Raw genomic sequence first — 18,528 nt, 5'->3', positions numbered from 1 at the left:
CTTTAATTAAGGAGACAGTTGCTCCCCTCGTCTCCTTTGTCAGCATATCAACAACAAATAGGCCTTAACAGTTAATTAAGAATTATGAGGGTACTGCATTAACTAGACCATATATTAACAATTCATCGCTGCCTTATAAATTACGCTCTACTTATGCGCTACATTGATGAAAGTAATAAACGCTATCCTTCTTTCTGTCAGTCCACTTGACTGCGGCAGCGGCTAGGCGATGGACAAAATAAAAGCATGGATTTACTTAATCCATGCCTGTTTTGTATTTTTTCTACTTTAATGTGATGTTTACTTTTTAATAAATTTCTCAACCTTATGATATAGCAAGTTTCTCAAGAATCCAAACATAAACCACTAATAGAGTGATTGCTGATTAGGAAGTTCATTTATTGCCTTTTGATGATTAAAGGTTATCTCGGTTTGAATATTCGCCTCTTAGTAGTCATCGATGACTGCAAGAAGATCATCTAATGGATAATCTTATGTTGGGTGAGTTGTTTGTTTCCATCTTTTTGTTTACTCAAGTAGGTACGGGCCAACCAAACCCATCCGTATACAAACAAAAAGATGCCTAATAAATAAAAAGGACTCGTTAATGTTATAATTCCTTTGCTTAGTATAAGAATAAAAAAAGCGGAACCGCCTACGAGATAAGAACTCAACAGCATTAACTTAATCAGGAACTTGCCGGGAAATTTCACAAACCAAACCTCCTGTACTTTAGAATAATGATGCATTGATTACTATATTCATGATGAAAGAACTTAGTTTTTATACGTTCTACAATTGAAAAAGTTTCATCAATAAAAATGGATCGCTACTTCTGTTAAAAATATAACTCTCTTCCCATGAGTATTACGGGTCACCAAGCTGCGCCACTTTAAAAAGCCGGCTCCTTTGCATTCAGGAACCAGCTTGCCGATTGATTTATAAAGCTCTCTTTCAATATCGCTAAAAACATTTGATCCTCGACTAACGTGATCTTTTCATTTAAAAAGTTCTATCCTGAAGTAGTGGATTCTTTTTTCTATTCATTTTCTACTTAAAATGCGCCAAACAAGAAGTTGGCGCGAACTTTATAAAAAGAGAACATCACCCTTTTCAAAAAGTAACTGTTCGGCAATAAAAATGAGGTTATGTGTCTTGAAATCATATCAAGGTATTTAGCGCAAAGATTACATGAACATTGGTTATTAAAAAATGTAAAAAACAGTTTCTTTGTAAATTCCTTAACACCCAGAGAGAGCGAGGTGTTGTGCTACGTGAAGAAGGGATACTCTAATAAACAAATTGCAGACATACTGTTTATTAGTGCGAATACTGTGAAAAAACATATTCAAAGCCTCTACGAAAAGTTTGATGTTAATAATCGTACAAGCCTCTGTTTCAAGGTACATAATGTTGAAAGTTTAAACAATACACGAAGCTAATATGATTAAAGGTTAAAAATAACCTAATTATGAGCGGATCTAAATTCCGGACCCTCCTGAGGGAACTTAAAGAGAAGTTCCTTATAGTCTGGAAAGATGAAAATAGACAATTACCAACTTGTTGTCAAATCAATAAAGGCATGGGATTAAGTAAATCCATGCCTAAGTTATTTAATAATAGTTAAATGTGTATTGTATAAAGTTTATTGACTCAGGATTCAGCTCTGAGAGTTTTTTCGATAGGAGTGCTAATGAATCATGCCGACTAATTCATCAAATGCGATCTTGCCTGTTACAAAATCGACGGTCGTATCCGCTGTTTTCTCGAAAATATCTTTATATAGGGACTCGCCTGAGACGATTGTCCAATAGTATGGACTCTTTTACTTCAATTGAAGTTTCAGTAAATTAGATAAATTATTAGTAAACATACCGAAGAGGCGCTTTCACTTTACATAATATTGTTATTTAAAACTGTGATCAGACAGTGAAAAAATGAATCATCTATTTACTTTAAACCCCATAACCAGCGCCCAGTATCTGGTTCATTTATAGAAAACAGAGGCTAAACAATTTTCTCCTAACACGAGCCATGCTTATCGGTCAAACGCCAAAACCTTGTTTCATTTTTTAATTGATATGAAGATTACTAATCATTATTTGATCGCTACCTATTATTTTACACACAGCCATTCTTAGAAAAGCACATTAACTACTTCTATGTTAAATGCCTTCCTAAGATAATGGCTGCCATCCTCTTCTTATCCAACACTACTCTTCATAAATCATTTTCTTTGTCATACCGCCATCGATCACTAAATTGTGTCCATTAATAAAATCATTCTGCTCGTCTGCCAAAAACAAGCAGGCGTTAACAATATCCCGCGGAATGCCGACACGGCCGGATGGATGCTGGGCATGGTCTTTATTTGTTAATTTTTCGTATCCTTCTGTTTGTATCCAGCCGGGGCTTATCGCATTCACAGTGATCGGCCTGTCACCAAGAGACACCGCCAATGTGTTCGTTAAGGAAACGATCCCTCCTTTTGACGAGCCATATGCTTCCCAGCCGGCTTCATTTTGGTTCCATCTTGTGGAAGCAATATTAATAATTCTCCCATAGTCCTGGCCACTGTTTGCCTGTATAAACTTTTTCGCACAAATAAAGCTGCCTCGTAAATTAACACGGATCACAGCATCAAATTCGTCAATGGAGATGCTAGAGATAGGTTTAGAGAACGCTGAAATGGCTGCATTATTAATAAGTACGTGCACCGCACCGTATTGAGCAGTGATTTGCTCAAATGCGCTTTGAATATCTTCCGGTATGCTGACATCCGTTTTGATAAAATCGATAGTTTCAGGCAAGGACTTATGCAGCTCCTTGTCCAGTGCAATTACTTGATATCCTGCCTCATGAAACCCTAACGAAAGATGATACCCAATTCCGCCAGTTCCGCCCGTGATCACGCACACTTTTTTATTGATTGGTTTGTTCATCTGCTTCTATTCTCCTTTTTATCTTTTATCAATAAAAGATTGTAAAAACAACAAGTATCCCATCTTTTTAGCAAATTCTATTATGACTATAACGCTGTTCTTCCCATACGTTCAAATGAAACGGTTGGATGTTAAAAAATGTTATTCAGTTGTCGTGAAAGCTTAGGAGATTTTATCAAGTGCAACTTTGAAGGTATTTAATGGAAGGGAGAAGTACATATGCAGGGTTCTATAAAATTGTCAAAGAAGCCATACTTTTTATGTCTTCGTTTTAAACAGTAAAAAAGGAGCTGATCATCCAGCCCCTTTTTCTTATTAAACCAGTTTTATCTTTGTGACTGTCTATACAATTGATGGTCGATTTCAAATATAAAACATTCCATCTATTATCGAAGTACATTCTCTTTTTCTTTTATATTTTCTTCCTTATAGAGAACACTATTCTTAATATAATGAAGCGCCCCATCTTTTAGATTCTTTACTTCTTCTGATGTAAGTTTTCTAATGACTTTTGCAGGGACTCCGGCTACTAAACAGCCTGGCTCGATGATCTTCCCTTCTGGTACGAGCGCACCCGCAGCAACTAAGGCTCCTTTTCCACTTACTGCACCATTTAAAACCGTTGCCCCCATGCCAATTAACGCCCCGTCTGCTACTGTGCAGCCGTGCAAGACTACGTTATGCCCTATCGTAACATGTTCTCCAACATCAACCGGATAACCCGGATCTACGTGGACAATGGCTCCATCCTGAACGTTTGAGCCTTTCCCAATCACTATTTTTTCGTTATCTCCTCTTAACACAGCGTTGAACCAAACAGATGTGTCTTCCATAAGTTCTACGCTGCCGATTAATTGAGCTCCCGGTGCTATATAGGCAGTAGAATGTACATTCGGGTAATCCCCTTTAAACTTAAATAGCATTTCCCACTCCCCCTATTAAATGACTGGTAATTGATCATAAGATAGCGTTAAAAAGAAAGAACTTTTATTTCATACCTAGAAGGAAATCGTTCCTGTAAAAACTCCTACAATTATATATATGGCTACAATTCCTACCGCCCACTTCGCAGTATGCTTATGAAGATCTCCTAAGCTGATACCCGTGATCTGTATTAACAAATACACAGAGGCTACTAATGGACCCATTACTCCAAAAGGTGTTCCATACAATGAAGCCGTTCCAATAGCAAGAGGATCGATACCATAAGAAGCCGCTGTTTCTGCCAGTATGGGAAGAATACCAAAGTAAAAGCCATCAGGTCCTAATAGAAAAATTCCCGGTGCACTAATAATGGCCGTAATGATAGCCATAAATTGTCCAAGCTTATCAGGTATAACAGCCACTAATGTTTTGGCCATCTCTTCAGACATTAAAGTACCTTTGAAAATACCTGCAAATATACCCGCTGCTAAAACCATACTTACCACTGCTAATGCAGTAGGAGCGTGGGACGCAATCCGTTCACGCTGATCCGTTAATTTTGGGTAATTAATAAGCAGGCCTAATGAAGTACCGATGATAAATAATACTGCAGAAGGCAGCCATTCCAACACAATTGCCACCATAATCGCAGCCGTTAATAAGAAATTAAGCCAAATTAATTTTGGACGTTTGCTGGCGAAGTCCTGGTCTGTAAGATTTCCTACGGAAGCATTGTCAACGGCCGCATCTTTGATTCTTGCATTAGAAGAAGGAAGTATTTCTTCTTTTCTGCATCTGGCACGTTCTCTTAGCCCAATAAAGTAAGCAACTCCTACTACATAAAGTAAACTAATGAGCATTCCAGGAAGCATTTTTAAATATAATGTGGTCGGATCAATATTTAATACGCTCCCGACTCGACCCGCAGGCCCTCCCCACGGAACAAGCGTTGTTATACCAATCTGCATAATCGTAATAGAAGCTAAAATTACCGGGCTAATCCTTAGCTTTTTATAGAGAGGAAGAAAAGCGGTTACACAAATCATCATCGTCGTGGAACCATCACCATCAAAGCCTATTATTCCTGCTAATATTGCGGATCCTACAATAATCTTTAATGGATCTCCTTTAGCTAACTGTATAATCTTTGTTGTCATTGGATCGAATAACCCTGTATCTAACATAATTCCAAAATACAATATGGCAAACAGTAATAGCACGGCTGTAGGTGCCACGTTTTGGATGCCCTCCATCATAAACGTTCCTAACTCTTTGCCAAATCCCCCGATGATCCCGAATACAATCGGAATAATTGTTAATCCAACGAATGGCGACACACGTTTTGACATAATCAGACACAGGAAGGTTATGACCATCATATAACCTAAAATAGACAACATAGATTTAATCCCCCTAAGGTATAGAATTGGTATCGCTTACAAAACATTGAGCGATCGTAACAGCACTGTTTTTGAATTCTTAAAGTTACACTAAGGAGAAATGTGACGTACAGCTAACTTATTAGAAAATTGCCTAGTAATCTTGTTCTCTCTTTCACCTGCATTTCCAAGTCAGCTAAAAGGGATACTCCGTCAAGAACAATTGATTTGTCAATGACAAAGAATCTACCATAATAAAGAGCTCTATTTTTGTCCGCTTAATTTCTTGCCAAGAATTTCATCGTTATGCTGTCCTAAAGAGGGACCTATCCAGCTTATTTCCCCAGGAGTTTCGGAAAGTTTAGGAACAATTCCAGGTACTAATACGTTTTCTCCGTCTGGAAGGGTAACAGTTTGCAGCATATCACGAGCCTGAAATTGTTCATCCTGTACAATATCTTCAATACTGTAAATAGGGCCTGCCGGCACGCCCGCCTCATCTAACATTTGTTGGACTTCTTTTTGAGTATGCTGCTTTGTCCACTCTTCAATCACCTCATCTAAGTATTCTGAGTGCTCTGCCCTGCCCTGATTGTTAGAGTATGCGGGGTTTTCTGCTAAATCAGCATGGCCCATTACAAGGGCAAAACGTTTAAAAATGTTATCACTATTTGCAGCGATGACGATATACTTTCCATCCGAGCACATGTACGTATTGGACGGGGCAATCCCTTCTAAAGTAGCACCTGTTCTTTCTCTTACAATTCCTGTTAAATCATACTCCGGAAGCACCCCCTCTAATAAGGAGAAAACAGATTCCGTAAGCGCAACATCTACACACTGTCCTTTTCTCGAGGGGTCGATATCTCTAGCTCTTAAAGCCATAAGTGTACCGGTCACCGCATAGAGCCCTGCTATAGAATCCCCAATAGCAAGACCAACACGAACTGGAGGCCGGTCAGGAAATCCTGTTAAATAACGAAGGCCACCCATTGATTCAGCTACACTGCCGAACCCCGCCTTATCTCGATAGGGGCCTGTCTGGCCGTAGCCAGAAATTCGCGTCATAATAATACTTGGATTCACTTTCTTCAAGTCTTCGTAGCCTATTCCCCACCTTTCTAAAGTTCCGGGGCGAAAGTTCTCAATTACCACATCTGCTTCCTTCGCTAACTCGCGAACTAACTCTTGGCCATCCTGTTCACGCAGGTTAATGGTCACTGACTTTTTATTCCTTGCATGTACATACCACCACAATGAAGTGCCCTTGTGTACAATACGCCAATTGCGCAATGAATCCCCGTTCTTCGGATCTTCCACTTTAATCACTTCGGCCCCGAATTCACCGAAAATTTTCCCAGCAAACGGAGCTGCCACAAAGTTCCCCAATTCCAATACCTTAATTCCTTCTAAAGGTTTTTTCATATAGTTAACCACCTTTTATAAAACTGAATATTCAGATAATGTATACAAAATAATGCGCTTTGCTTACTTTTACTCTTATTTGTGCTCACTGACCTTTTTTACTCATTGTTTTTATTTTACCGCTTCCTTACTCTTTAGTAATTCAGGAAATTCACCATCAAATTTCTTTAATGTGTCTGCTTTTAATCCCGTTTCGATTCCTTGCTGTTCTAAGAAATCTACTACACGGCTCGCTTGAATATTTCCTGGGGAACCCGGAGCGTAAGGACAGCCGCCTAACCCTGCTTGAGCGACATCAAACATGTTAATGCCCGCCTGTATTCCTGCTAATACATTTGCTAATCCATATCCATAGGTATCATGAAGATGGAGGCTTATTGGAATGTCCGGAAACTTTTCCGACAGCCGGCTGCAATATTCATAAACCATTCTTGGCGTTGCTTTGCCAATCGTATCTCCTATCCCTAATTCCTTTACCCCATATGCCACTAATCGTTCAGCCACTCTCTCTACTTCCGAATATGGAACGACTCCTGCATACGGACAAACAAATGCTGTAGCGATGCCGCCGAAGGTCCCTCTTCCGTGATAATTTGTTTCACTAATTAACTCTCTTGCTTCTTCTAATGACTCATTTGTACTCTTATTAAGATTCGCCTGGTTATGATGGGTACTAGCAGAAAGAAAAAATACGGCATTATGAATATTCGTTTGCAAAAATCGTTCTAAACCACGTCGATTTGGAACTAGTGCATCATATTCCACGCCAGGTAATAGAGGTAATTGTTGTGCTAGATCATCAGCATCCTGAAGACATGGTACCCACTTTGGATGAACGAAGGATGTTACCTCTAGACGTTGAAAGCCTGAATTAATTAATCCCTCCAGCCACTTTAGCTTTTCATCAGTTTCCACAAATACTGGTTCATTCTGCAATCCGTCTCTTAATGTTACATCACGGATGATCAAGTTCTCTGGAAATATCATCGATTCTCCCTCCATTTATATCGAAATCCTACAGCTTCCTCCTGCGAGCCTACTACTTTTATTCTTTCTGATCATTCTTCTCTGTTGTATGGCGGTATTCAGAAAGATAAAATTGATAATCCTTTTGAATATGCTCTCTCATCAATTGTTCTGCTGTTTTCCCATCTTGCGTCTGGATTGCCTGCCATATACCATAATGCTCCTTAGCACCCTCTTCAAGCCGGTGAGGAATATTGAGAACAGCATTTCGGTAAAAAGTAATTAAAGAATTTAATTGGTTCATCATTTTGATTAAATAAGGGTTTCCGCTTACTTCTAAAATCATCCGATGAAAATGGCTGCTCAGCACTTTCAACTGATCAATTTCCTTCTTTTTCACTGACACCTCCATTTTGTCTACTAAATCTGCCAGCTGGTTTTTTTGCTTTTCATTAATTTTTAAAGCCGCATAATAAGCTGCCGTTGGCTCTAGGCTTAAACGGCATTCATACAAATGCTTAAAGTCTGAAAACGTGGCACGATATACTCTCACCCCTCCTCGCGGACTGACTGTGACTAACCCTTCACTTCCCAACCTGCGGATAGCTTCGCGTATCGGACTGCGGCTGATCCCTGTCTCCTGAGAAATTCTTTCTTCCACAATTCTCTGCCCAGGCGGGATAGCTCCGCTTATAATCTTGTGATGCAAGTAGTCATACACTTGGTTTTGAAGAGTCTGCGATTGAATAATTCTTGAATTAATTTTGATCTCCTCCCTAATAGTCATAATTATCAGATAATGTATACAAAATAAATGATAAGTTTGAACTTTCAAAATATTTTATGTTATCGTACAACATTTATCTTTATTTTGCTAGTCCTAAATGAAAAATTTTTCATAAATTTATTCTCCCGCTTAGTTTAGAAAGGAAAACAATGGATAAATAAAGGAATCTCTCCTGATTTATTGTACAAGTGTTCTCAGTAAAGTAACCATTCCTTGCTAGAAGTCGCGTATGTGTTGAACTTTATACTCCCCTTTTATATCAATATCCACTTCAAAGGCTCCTTTTCTAGATAAGAAAACAGCATAAGCCGTACTGCCAACCTTATCATCGTTAATACTTGTGATAGCGGAAAAAAACTTTGGAATAAAATAATTGACGTCTTGTACGGAATAATCGATTTCTCGTATTAAAAAATTTCGCAGCTGCGGCATTTCTTTATGAGGAAAGGTTTTATAAAAGAAACTTAAAGAATGACTTTTTTGAAAATGGTCATTTGATGAAAAATAACAGGCAAAGGGATCATACTTATTTTTAAAACCCCCGAAAAGAAAAATCGTATCAAAGCTTTGTCCGACATGTTCTCTCTTAATTTCATCTAAGGCGATGCTAAATAAATTCCGCGCCTTTTCTATGATTTCTTCCACTGACTTTTCCGTTGATGCTAATTTTTTTAAATCCACGATACACTTGTCCATGATGTTTTTCACACCAGCATAGGCAAATAAGAGATTTTTATTTAACATGATAATCTTTTTTTCGTCATCGGTAAATTTATTGATCCCACGATACGTCACTCTTTTGTCTGCCATTATTAATATTCCGCTTTCTAATACTTTTCCTACTATTGCAGTCATAATCGTTCTCCTCTTTATTTTTTCAAAAAGTTCATTATCCGTTTTATGCAGGTAAAAAACTTTTTCACAATCAAACTCCCCCCCGCAAATGTTAAAAATAAACAATATGTGCGTGCTTAAATTTTATCACAAAATCATCCCGTTTATTCTATGGGACCATGCTATAGAACTACCCCAAAGCATGATCTATAAAGCTTGTCTGTTCTACTCGTTCGCCGCTTAATAGACAAGTAGGAGATGTCTAAAGTCGCAGCTATAGCAGCAGTTAAACCCCCACTTTAATGCGGTAAAATACTGATGCCTAAAAGAAAAAGCGCGTTAAAGTAAGTATTTGCGCGATAAATTTTTATGTATTAAGATGTGAGACATTAAATGCTCTTATTTTTGAAAATTCTATCTTTTCAAAGAAATTATAGAGGAGTGGAGAAAATGTTTGTGTCAGAAAAGAGAACAAACAAGGACATGGAAATTCAATTTCCTGTCCTGCAAGTAGTGAACAAAGATGGAAAGCTTGTAGATGAATCTTATAAAAATGAGATCACAGAAGACTTAGTGCGAACTTTCTATCGTCAGCTTGTTTGTATGAGAACATTAGACCGCAAAGCAAAAAACTTACAGCGTCAAGGCCGATTGGGGACTTATCCCCCATTTGAAGGTCAGGAAGCTGCACAAGTTGGCAGTGCCTTAGCGCTCGATGAAGATGATTGGATGTTTCCAACCTACCGTGACCACGCAGCAAGCATTACCTTTGGAAAGTCCTACTCCATCCTATCCTCATGGAATGGCCGAGTTGAAGGCAATCTTCCGCCTGAAGGGAAAAAAATATTGCCGCCGTCCGTTCCGATCGCTACCCAGCTCCCCCTTGCAACCGGGGCTGCGATGGCCGCAAAATTCAAAGGTTCCAAGCAGGCAGCGATCGCTTATTTTGGTGATGGCGCTACATCTGAAGGCGACTTTCATGAAGGATTAAATTTTGCCAGTGTGTATCAGGCACCTGTCGTTTTCTTTAATCAAAACAATGGTTATGCGATTTCCCTCCCCATTTCAAAACAAATGAATTCAAAAACAATTGCTCAAAAATCGATCGCTTATGAAATTACAGGTGTTCGTTTGGATGGAAATGATATATTTGTCGTTTACTTTGAGACAAAGAAAGCGCTTGAACGAGCACGCAACGGTGAAGGACCAACACTCATTGAAGCAATAACTTGGCGGTACGGTGCTCATACGACTGCTGATGACCCTACTAAGTACCGGGATCAAAAAGAAAGTGAAAAACGACGAGAAAATGATCCTATCAGCCGCCTAGAGTCTTTTATGAAAAGAAACGGTTATTGGGACGACGCTTGGATTCAAAAAGTGCATGATGAAGCTATAGAAGAAATTGAAGCAGCAGTCAGGGCAATGGAAACGATGCCCCCTCCAGATGTGAATGACATCTATGATTATATTTTTGAAACACCTACATGGACCATTCGAGAGCAAAAGGAACAATATATGAAACACTTGCGAGGTGAAGAGTAAGATGTTAACTGCGACAAAAACAAAAGAGCTGACACTCATTCAAGCGATTAATGACGGGATGCGTACGGTGCTTAGGGAGAAGGACGAGGTTATTATTCTTGGAGAGGACGTGGGTAAAAACGGAGGAGTCTTCCGCGCAACCGATGGCCTTCAACAGGAATTCGGTGAAAAACGCGTGTTTGATACCCCTTTAAGCGAAGCAGGAATTATAGGTACCTCTATTGGCATGGCCATGAATGGGCTCCTTCCCATTGCAGAAATTCAATTTTTAGGCTTCATCTACCCGGCTTATGAGCAAATTATGACTCATGCGACACGTATGCGCTATCGCTCAAAAGGGATATTTACAGTGCCTTTAGTCATTCGAGCGCCGTATGGAGCGGGTGTTCATGCACCAGAAATTCATTCCGACAGTGTCGAAGCCTTGTTTACTCATATGCCAGGAATTAAAGTCGTTTGCCCTTCTACTCCCTATGATGCAAAAGGTCTGCTCATTTCAGCAGTTGAAGATCCGGATCCGGTGTTGTTTTTAGAATCACTGCGATCCTACCGCTCTGTCCGTGGAGAGGTTCCTGAAGAAAAATACACAATTGAAATCGGCAAAGGCAAAAAAGTGCGTGAAGGAGAAGATGTAACCATCATTTCCTGGGGTGCCATGATGCCGGTTGCCATGAAAGCAGCAGAAGAAGCGGAAAAGGGCGGTGTGACATGCGATGTTATTGACCTGCGCACACTGTATCCGATTGACAAAGACATCATCGCAGAATCCGTTCAAAAAACAGGCCGATGTGTAATTGTTCATGAAGCACATGCTACAGGCGGATTAGGCAACGATATTATCTCCATTATCAATGATACATCCTTTTTATACATGAAAGCCCCAATTGAGCGTGTAACAGGAGCAGACGTTCATGTTCCGTTTTGGGCTTTAGAAAACCATTATTTGCCGACTCCGGCTCGAGTGCAAAAAGCCATTCACAATGTCATCAATTTTTAGGAGGAAGAACATGATAGAAGTGAAGTTACATGATATCGGTGAAGGAATGACAGAAGGAGACGTTCTTACCTATTTGGTCAAGAAAGGTGATCCGGTTGACGTGGACCAGCCATTGGTGGAAGTGCAAACAGAAAAAATGGTAGCGGAATTGACGTCTCCCGTCACAGGCATTGTTAAAGATATTCTGATTGATACAGGAAAAACCATTGCTGTTGGTACAACGGTCATGACAGTGGAAGCAAAAGAAAATGCGAATCCCTTTAGTCATAATGAAAGTATGAAAGAAAGTGCCCCAGCTGCTGAAACCATCATTCAAACTGATAAAACACACTTAATGGAAAAACCTAAACACAATAGAATTGCCGATAGAGTAAAAGCCGCTCCATATACTAGAAAAATTGCCAGGCAACATCAAGTTGATCTCAAGTTAGTGAAAGGGACAGGCCGTGGAGGAAGGATTACCGTTGAGGATGTCTACCGCTTTATTGAAAATAGAGACAATACTGGGCTTGATCCCTCTGCAGCAGCCAACTTAGTTATAGATTCTCAAACACCAATCGAAAAAAGACCAGAGGCAGAACAAACAGATGTGATTCCATTTAAAGGGCGCCGTAAACAAATTGCTATCAAAATGGCGAAATCCCTTTATACCATCCCGCACGTCTCTCATTTTGAAGAAATTGATATGACCAACTTGCTCGACTATCGCAAAGAATTGAAAGCATTGAATGTAAATATATCCGCTGTCGCCTTTTTTTTAAAAGCTCTCGCCCTATCATTAAAAGACTACCCTGTTTTCAACGCAAAGCTTGATGAAGAAAAAGAAGTGATTAAGCTCGAAAAAGAAGTCCACATGGGACTGGCAACTGATTCTGATGAAGGATTAATCGTACCCGTTTTGCGAAATGTGGAGAAAAAATCATTGCGAACGATTCACGATGAGATGAAAGAATTAACAAAAAAAGCGCAGGAAAACAGATTAACCGTAAAAGAAATGACTGGAAGCACCTTCACCATTAGCAATGTGGGTCCGATGGGCAGTATCGGAGCAACGCCTATTATCAACTTTCCTGAAACCGGATTAATGGCCTTTCATAAAACGAAGAAAATGCCGGTTGTGAATGAACAGGATGAGATTGTAATCCGCTCCATGATGAATGTAACGCTGGCATTTGATCATCGGGTGGCAGACGGCGGAACGGCTGTTGCCTTTACAAACCGGTTTAAATCATTAATCGAAAATCCAAAGTTGCTCACATTAGAGCTCGTGTAAAGGTTTCAGCCAAGCATTCATCACCTAATATGGTGATGAATCGCTTTTACTATATTTTTACCAAGGAGGCGAAAGGACGGAAAAGATGGAGAAAACAGCAGATTTCCTTCGTGTCATAAATAACAGGGATTTATAATGAGAACTGCCTTGCTAGTGAATTAGGCTACTTTGAATAGATATTTGCTCATAATAGATTCTTATCTAGGTGATTTCCATCTCAGTTTCATAAAAGATAGGATCTCCCATAATCGATCCGTTTCTAGAATAAGGAAGTAAAGAGAACTCCTGGCGTGCATGATCATTCTGGGATTGTTATTAAATACGATTGTTGTGCGGCAAATTCCATTTAAAATGGACTGATAAAATTCTAAAGAAAACGATTGCAGTTAATAAGATAAATGTGGAATATGATCCGCGTACCCAACCTAAACCGATAGCAAGACCTGCTAATGCTGCCCATAAGGCATAAATTTCCGAACGAAAAATCATCGGTTTTCGACCAGCAAACACATCTCGGATCATTCCGCCGCCCGCTCCCGTCATAGTAGCTGCAACGATTGCGACAATTAATGGCGCTCCAATTGACACTGCATAGTTCGCACCTTGAATGGCGAAAGCGGCCAAGCCAACGGCATCAAAAATTATTTCAAATTTCCAATATTTGATTACTATAGACGGCAATAAAAAAACAATAAGGATTGCAAAAAAAGCAATTTCAAATAAATGACCTTGAGTCCAAATCGTTTCAATAGGAATTCCAATTAATAAGTTGCGGACCGCACCGCCACCAAATGCTGTGGTTAACCCTAAAACACAAACACCCAATATATCATAGTCTTCTTCCATCGCAATAATGGCACCACTTACAGCAAAAGCTATAGTACCAATAATATTAAGTAGTTCCCATATCAAATACATCTCCCCTCTCTTCCAAAACAGTATAATTTTGAGATCCGCCTTTATTGTATTTTTTTAAATGAATACTACAAAAAAGGCGGGACGTTGAGCAGAGGCTTCTTACGCTTTTTGAACTGCTTAAGCTTAATAGCTAAAAACTCCTCCACCCAACCAATTTGACTGCTGAAAAAGATTTTTTGAAGTTTTCTTCACTCTACTTCAAAGTAGCTGCAAACCACTTGTCCAACAGCCTTTGCAGCTACAAGAAGTGCATCTTCATCAATATCAAATTTAGGATGATGGTTAAAATAAGGTTTTTCTACCCCTTTTGGTGAACAGGCAATATAAAAGAAGCAAGCGGGAAATTTTTCAGCATAATAAGCAAAGTCTTCAGATGGCGGTAATGCCGGGAACTCCTTCACTTCTTTAATCTCTTTATCATTCATGCTTCTTAAACTTTCTGCAACCTTTGCGGTAAGCTCAGGGTTATTATATAAAGGCGGATAATCTGGAGTGTACGTAAGCTCGCAGGTTACACCAAATTCTTCTTCAATTCCTCTTACAATCCGTTTTATCTCTTTCTCGATCTTTTCTTTTGTTTCCATGGTCATATAACGGATATCCCCTTCGAGCTCTACGCTGTCTTTAATAACGTTAAATGTACCTTTACCATCAAATGATCCGATTGAAATAACGCCCACTTCGAAAGGACTTAATCGGCGGCTAACAATCGTTTGAGCAGCCGTAACAAAGAAAGAACCAGCAACAATGGCATCATTCGCTAGATGAGGGGAAGAACCATGTCCACCTCTTCCTTGAATTTTCAGCTTCATATATGCTCTTCCGTTGAATGAATAGCCAGCATGATAGCCTACTGTTCCTGCAGGTCCCATAGGTAACAAATGAATGCCATAGATGGCATCTAAGTCGTCGATTAAGCCTGACTCCACAATGCTTTTTGCTCCACCTGGCGGAACCTCTTCTGCATGTTGGTGAATGACCTTGATTGTTCCTGCAATCGAGTCTTTTAATTGAATTAGACAATCTGCTAAAACTAACATGTAGGCGGTATGTCCATCATGAGCACACGCATGCATAACCCCTTCATTCTTCGACTTAAACGGCACGTTCGCTTCCTCCGTAATAGGAAGTGCATCAAAATCAGCACGAAGACCGATTGTTTTCCCCGGTTTCCCACCTTTGATGGTTACGATAATGCCATAACCGTTCCCAACATTCGTTTGTATTTCCACATCTTTTCCTTTATAAAAATCGGTTATAAATTGAGCTGTTTTTTTCTCTTCAAATGATAACTCGGGATTTTCATGTAAATAACGACGAATTTCTATTATTTCATCTTTACGTGATTCTAACATCGTCATTAATTCACTTCTCATTATTTTTCTCTCCTTCTTTATGGAGCATAGAAAATGATCCTCCATTCTATGCCCAAATTAGTTGGTAAAACTTTGACTCTTATCGCTTCTTTTATGCCTTTCAGTTAGTGACTTTCGGTTGGAATCGGAAAGCGTCTTCTTATCGATGGATCATCTGATGTTTTGCCGGCATCTTTTGGAACCATAAATATAATAGAAAGAATGGATAGCACACCAAATATAACGTTTACGCCAATTCCTACTGTAGCTGCTGTTTCAAGACTTCCATTTGCTGCAATGGCACCGTAAACAGTGGCAGAAATCGCGACACCAAATGCACTGCCAAGGGAACTAGCCATTTTGTAAACTCCAGCTGCTTCACCAACTTTATCAGCAGGAGCATTCGATACAGAAGTATCTGTTGATGGAGTTGCATAAATCCCAAGGCCAAGACCGAACAAAGCAAATCCTATGAATACTACAACAGTGTAAATTAGACCAGGCAAAAAAGTGAATCCCATAACCGCTACACCAATAGTTGTAATAACGGCACCCCACACCATTGGCAGTTTTGCACCAACCCTTTGTAAAATCTTCTCACCAACTCGAATCATCGCTAGTACTGCCACTAAATATCCAAGGGATAGCATCCCAGATTGGAATGAATTAAATCCACGGCCAACTTGTACATACGTATTTGCTACAACGAGAGTACCAGCTATTGCATTTAGCAAGAAGTTAGAAAGAGTCGCGCCAGTATAAGGCTTATTTTTAAAGACAGCGAAGTCAATCAGCACGATATCTTTACTTTTTTCTACTTTGATGAAACCGATTAACCCAATGATAGCAATAATAATGACGCCAATAGTAAGCGGGCTTGTCCACCCTAAATCTGCCCCGTAAGTAATGAAAATATTCAAAGCTAGCATGGTGATAATAAAAATGACTAATCCGATGTAATCAAATTTAAAAGCACCTGTAGATTCTTGTTTACTTTCTGGCGTATCCTTCAGTAAGAACATACCAAGAAGAGCAAAGATGATAGAAAAAATGAAAATCCATCTCCATCCCATATATGTTGCGATTGCACCACCGGCAAAAGATGCAATACCTGACCCTCCCCATGAACCGATAGACCAGAAACTAAGAGCACGCTGGCGTTCCTTCCCTTCGAAATAAGCTTTCATTAAAGCAATAGTTGAGGGCATAATACACGCTGCTGACAGTCCTTGAATAACACGCCCAATAATTAACAAGGCAGACCCTTGAGCTAAAACGAGGAAAAGTGAGCCGACTACGCTTAAAATAAAACCAATATTGGCAATCCTTTTACGCCCTATTTTATCTGCTAACCCTCCAGCCGCAACAATAAACATTCCTGAGAATAAGGCCGTTAAACTAATCGCTATATTTAACGTTCCTAGGGAAATGCCTAAATCTGACTGTACAGCCGGAACCACATTGACCATTGCTTGAGCAAAGAGCCAAAACGTAATAACTCCAAAAACAATACCTATGATCATTTTATTTGTACCTTTATAACCCGTCTCCATGATTTCCCTCCTGATGTTATGCTCTAAAAAGGGACACTACCTAACCTTCCCTAAGCTTTCATTAATGAATTCTTACAATTATTTTTTACAGAGCATATCTTTTTAACGTGGTAATATAGCCCATCACTTCTGCGATAAGCAGTCGTATCCTTTTGAGCCAACTATTGTGAAAGGCATCCTTTTCTTTCTACACCATCATTATAAAAATAGCCCCCTATAAAATGAGTCATTAATGATGTAGTTTGATGCTTTAAAAAGTGAAATTTTTAACATTTAGGAGGTTGAGGTAAAAAACGGCGGTTACTTTTTTACGAAAATAAAATAGGTCTGAATTATGCCACCTCTGTATACAGAGAGCAAATTCAGACCCATTTTACTTTACCTTTACTAAGCCTCTTTGTATGAAAGTTTTTCGAATTTCAAAAAATAAATAATGTTACTCGCCATGTACAAATAAAATGACCTTTTTCCTTCGATCGTTTTATACCATAAAATATTTTTGCTATTATCAGGCTTCTATTTATAAGTTTTACCATCCTATTCTCGTATCATGAACCAGATGCCTTACTTACCAAAGAATAAAAATCTTGAAAAATCGGATTACTTAGGTTTTTCGTAAGCGCAATGAGTTTAATCGGAACGTTTGATGAGTATGTTTCCAAAATAGTGACAGTCTCTGATGCGATCTCTTTTTTAATTCTGCCTGTCGCAATAATTCCGAGATAGGGCTGGTTAAGAACGGCACTCTTAATCCCTTCATCACTATCACAGTGTATAGCATTTGGAAACTGGGCTCCCTTTTTTAATACTTCAAATTTTATAAAGGGGGCTCTATGATCCAATAGAACTGGAAATTTTGTTAGATATTCTTCTTTTTTAGAAGGATCATTAGCCAACTCACTTGAAGCAAATAGCACTAAATCATCATAATCAATACAGTGGTAAGAAATATCAGAGGGCAAAGGCCTGCCGCTAATAATGCCAAAATCCGCTTCGTTATGGATGACCTTTTTCAATGTATCATCACTGCTATTGACGGAATACACCTCTAATAAAACATTTTTATTCTTTTTTTGAAAGTGTACGATTTGTGGCAGGAAAAATCGGTCACAATAATCGTCTAATCCACAAACGCGGATAATTTGTTTTTCCCCCTTATTTTCCTTAACTTTCTTTTGCAGCGTATACAGTTCATTTAAAATATTTTTTGCATGCTCATAAAGAATTTCACCCGTTTTGGTTAACTTTTTACGATTGTCTACTTTTTCAAAAAGAGGCAATCCAATCTCTTCCTCTAAATGCTGCAGGTGTTTTGTCACAGTAGGTTGTGAGTAATTAAGACGCATCGCTGCTTGTATTAGATTTTGCTCTTCTACTACGATTTGAAATGTCTGAAGGTGTCTAATTTCCATTAAAAACAGCCTTTCCTTTTTATTTATCGTTGAAGCTATCTATCTAGTGAAATAATCATTTAAAACTTGCTTATGAAGGACTCATCAAATTATTTGAATAGAATTATAACTTAGAGCATTTAAAATTGTAATACTCATTATTCCATTATGGAATATCAGCGGCTAGGAATGAAGATAAAATGAAAGCGTTGACAAGTTTAAATATTTGCTAAATTACA

General features: G+C 39.0%; 15 protein-coding genes. 4 read left to right on the top strand and 11 right to left on the bottom strand.

Annotated elements, in window-relative coordinates; genetic code table 11:
* The first annotated feature begins 1,148 nt into the window (after positions 1 to 1,148).
* Positions 1,149 to 1,442, top strand: a complete 294-nt coding sequence (locus tag A8F95_RS23380) for a response regulator transcription factor (protein WP_077247244.1) — start codon at positions 1,149 to 1,151, stop codon at positions 1,440 to 1,442.
* A 771-nt stretch (positions 1,443 to 2,213) separates the two neighbouring features.
* On the opposite strand, the gene A8F95_RS06355 is transcribed toward A8F95_RS23380, so the two are convergent.
* From A8F95_RS06355 to A8F95_RS06325, 7 genes are all read right to left on the bottom strand, one after another.
* Positions 2,214 to 2,942, bottom strand: a complete 729-nt coding sequence (locus A8F95_RS06355; RefSeq protein WP_065409782.1) for an SDR family NAD(P)-dependent oxidoreductase — start codon at positions 2,940 to 2,942, stop codon at positions 2,214 to 2,216.
* Positions 2,943 to 3,328: 386 nt separating this feature from the next.
* Positions 3,329 to 3,865 carry a gamma carbonic anhydrase family protein gene (locus A8F95_RS06350; RefSeq protein WP_065409781.1) on the bottom strand — a complete coding sequence of 179 codons (537 nt, stop codon included), beginning with the start codon at positions 3,863 to 3,865 and terminating at the stop codon, positions 3,329 to 3,331.
* 75 nt (positions 3,866 to 3,940) lie between these two features.
* Positions 3,941 to 5,266 carry a CitMHS family transporter gene (locus A8F95_RS06345; RefSeq protein WP_065409780.1) on the bottom strand — a complete coding sequence of 442 codons (1,326 nt, stop codon included), beginning with the start codon at positions 5,264 to 5,266 and terminating at the stop codon, positions 3,941 to 3,943.
* Between the two features lie 243 nt (positions 5,267 to 5,509).
* On the bottom strand, positions 5,510 to 6,670 hold the full coding sequence (locus A8F95_RS06340; protein ID WP_065409779.1) for a CaiB/BaiF CoA transferase family protein: 1,161 nt from the start codon (positions 6,668 to 6,670) through the stop codon (positions 5,510 to 5,512).
* A gap of 111 nt (positions 6,671 to 6,781) precedes the next feature.
* Positions 6,782 to 7,657: a hydroxymethylglutaryl-CoA lyase gene (locus tag A8F95_RS06335; RefSeq protein ID WP_065409823.1), complete on the bottom strand. Its 876-nt coding sequence runs from the start codon at positions 7,655 to 7,657 to the stop codon at positions 6,782 to 6,784.
* Positions 7,658 to 7,715: 58 nt separating this feature from the next.
* Positions 7,716 to 8,423 (bottom strand): GntR family transcriptional regulator, encoded by a 708-nt coding sequence (locus A8F95_RS06330; protein ID WP_065409778.1) that lies wholly within the window; start codon positions 8,421 to 8,423, stop codon positions 7,716 to 7,718.
* A gap of 216 nt (positions 8,424 to 8,639) precedes the next feature.
* Positions 8,640 to 9,383, bottom strand: a complete 744-nt coding sequence (locus A8F95_RS06325) for an Ntn hydrolase family protein (protein WP_141676231.1) — start codon at positions 9,381 to 9,383, stop codon at positions 8,640 to 8,642.
* 357 nt (positions 9,384 to 9,740) lie between these two features.
* Between A8F95_RS06325 and pdhA the strand changes: the two genes are divergently transcribed.
* The 3 genes from pdhA to A8F95_RS06310 are packed head-to-tail and all read left to right on the top strand — an operon-like array spanning position 9,741 to position 13,072.
* Positions 9,741 to 10,802: a pyruvate dehydrogenase (acetyl-transferring) E1 component subunit alpha gene (pdhA, locus tag A8F95_RS06320; protein ID WP_065409822.1), complete on the top strand. Its 1,062-nt coding sequence runs from the start codon at positions 9,741 to 9,743 to the stop codon at positions 10,800 to 10,802.
* Position 10,803: 1 nt separating this feature from the next.
* Positions 10,804 to 11,799 carry an alpha-ketoacid dehydrogenase subunit beta gene (locus tag A8F95_RS06315; RefSeq protein ID WP_065409776.1) on the top strand — a complete coding sequence of 332 codons (996 nt, stop codon included), beginning with the start codon at positions 10,804 to 10,806 and terminating at the stop codon, positions 11,797 to 11,799.
* A gap of 10 nt (positions 11,800 to 11,809) precedes the next feature.
* Positions 11,810 to 13,072, top strand: a complete 1,263-nt coding sequence (locus A8F95_RS06310) for a dihydrolipoamide acetyltransferase family protein (RefSeq protein ID WP_176713637.1) — start codon at positions 11,810 to 11,812, stop codon at positions 13,070 to 13,072.
* Between the two features lie 315 nt (positions 13,073 to 13,387).
* On the opposite strand, the gene A8F95_RS06305 is transcribed toward A8F95_RS06310, so the two are convergent.
* The 4 genes from A8F95_RS06305 to A8F95_RS06290 form a co-directional block, all read right to left on the bottom strand.
* Complete coding sequence (locus A8F95_RS06305; protein WP_065409775.1) at positions 13,388 to 13,984, bottom strand: trimeric intracellular cation channel family protein; 597 nt, start codon at positions 13,982 to 13,984, stop codon at positions 13,388 to 13,390.
* Between the two features lie 194 nt (positions 13,985 to 14,178).
* A complete protein-coding gene (locus A8F95_RS06300; protein ID WP_065409774.1) occupies positions 14,179 to 15,366 on the bottom strand; it encodes an amidohydrolase in 1,188 nt (395 codons plus the stop codon).
* 104 nt (positions 15,367 to 15,470) lie between these two features.
* Positions 15,471 to 16,901 carry an MFS transporter gene (locus A8F95_RS06295; RefSeq protein ID WP_245671166.1) on the bottom strand — a complete coding sequence of 477 codons (1,431 nt, stop codon included), beginning with the start codon at positions 16,899 to 16,901 and terminating at the stop codon, positions 15,471 to 15,473.
* Between the two features lie 545 nt (positions 16,902 to 17,446).
* Positions 17,447 to 18,310, bottom strand: a complete 864-nt coding sequence (locus tag A8F95_RS06290; protein ID WP_065409772.1) for a LysR family transcriptional regulator — start codon at positions 18,308 to 18,310, stop codon at positions 17,447 to 17,449.
* Positions 18,311 to 18,528 lie beyond the last annotated feature (218 nt).

Source organism: Pseudobacillus wudalianchiensis, from assembly GCF_001685015.1.
Classification (GTDB): Bacteria; Bacillota; Bacilli; order Bacillales; family Domibacillaceae; genus Pseudobacillus; species Pseudobacillus wudalianchiensis.
This window is presented reverse-complemented; position numbering and strand designations above follow the sequence as displayed.

Excerpts from the sequence above, each read along its gene's own strand:
- A8F95_RS06340 (WP_065409779.1), bottom strand. The coding sequence starts at position 6,670 with ATGAAAAAACCTTTAGAAGGAATTAAGGTATTGGAATTGGGGAACTTT.
- A8F95_RS06310 (WP_176713637.1), top strand. The coding sequence starts at position 11,810 with ATGATAGAAGTGAAGTTACATGATATCGGTGAAGGAATGACAGAAGGA.
- A8F95_RS06345 (WP_065409780.1), bottom strand. The coding sequence starts at position 5,266 with ATGTTGTCTATTTTAGGTTATATGATGGTCATAACCTTCCTGTGTCTG.
- A8F95_RS06330 (WP_065409778.1), bottom strand. The coding sequence starts at position 8,423 with ATGACTATTAGGGAGGAGATCAAAATTAATTCAAGAATTATTCAATCG.
- pdhA (WP_065409822.1), top strand. The coding sequence starts at position 9,741 with ATGGAAATTCAATTTCCTGTCCTGCAAGTAGTGAACAAAGATGGAAAG.
- A8F95_RS06300 (WP_065409774.1), bottom strand. The coding sequence starts at position 15,366 with ATGAGAAGTGAATTAATGACGATGTTAGAATCACGTAAAGATGAAATA.
- A8F95_RS23380 (WP_077247244.1), top strand. The coding sequence starts at position 1,149 with ATGTGTCTTGAAATCATATCAAGGTATTTAGCGCAAAGATTACATGAA.
- A8F95_RS06315 (WP_065409776.1), top strand. The coding sequence starts at position 10,804 with ATGTTAACTGCGACAAAAACAAAAGAGCTGACACTCATTCAAGCGATT.
- A8F95_RS06350 (WP_065409781.1), bottom strand. The coding sequence starts at position 3,865 with ATGCTATTTAAGTTTAAAGGGGATTACCCGAATGTACATTCTACTGCC.
- A8F95_RS06355 (WP_065409782.1), bottom strand. The coding sequence starts at position 2,942 with ATGAACAAACCAATCAATAAAAAAGTGTGCGTGATCACGGGCGGAACT.
- A8F95_RS06335 (WP_065409823.1), bottom strand. The coding sequence starts at position 7,657 with ATGATATTTCCAGAGAACTTGATCATCCGTGATGTAACATTAAGAGAC.
- A8F95_RS06290 (WP_065409772.1), bottom strand. The coding sequence starts at position 18,310 with ATGGAAATTAGACACCTTCAGACATTTCAAATCGTAGTAGAAGAGCAA.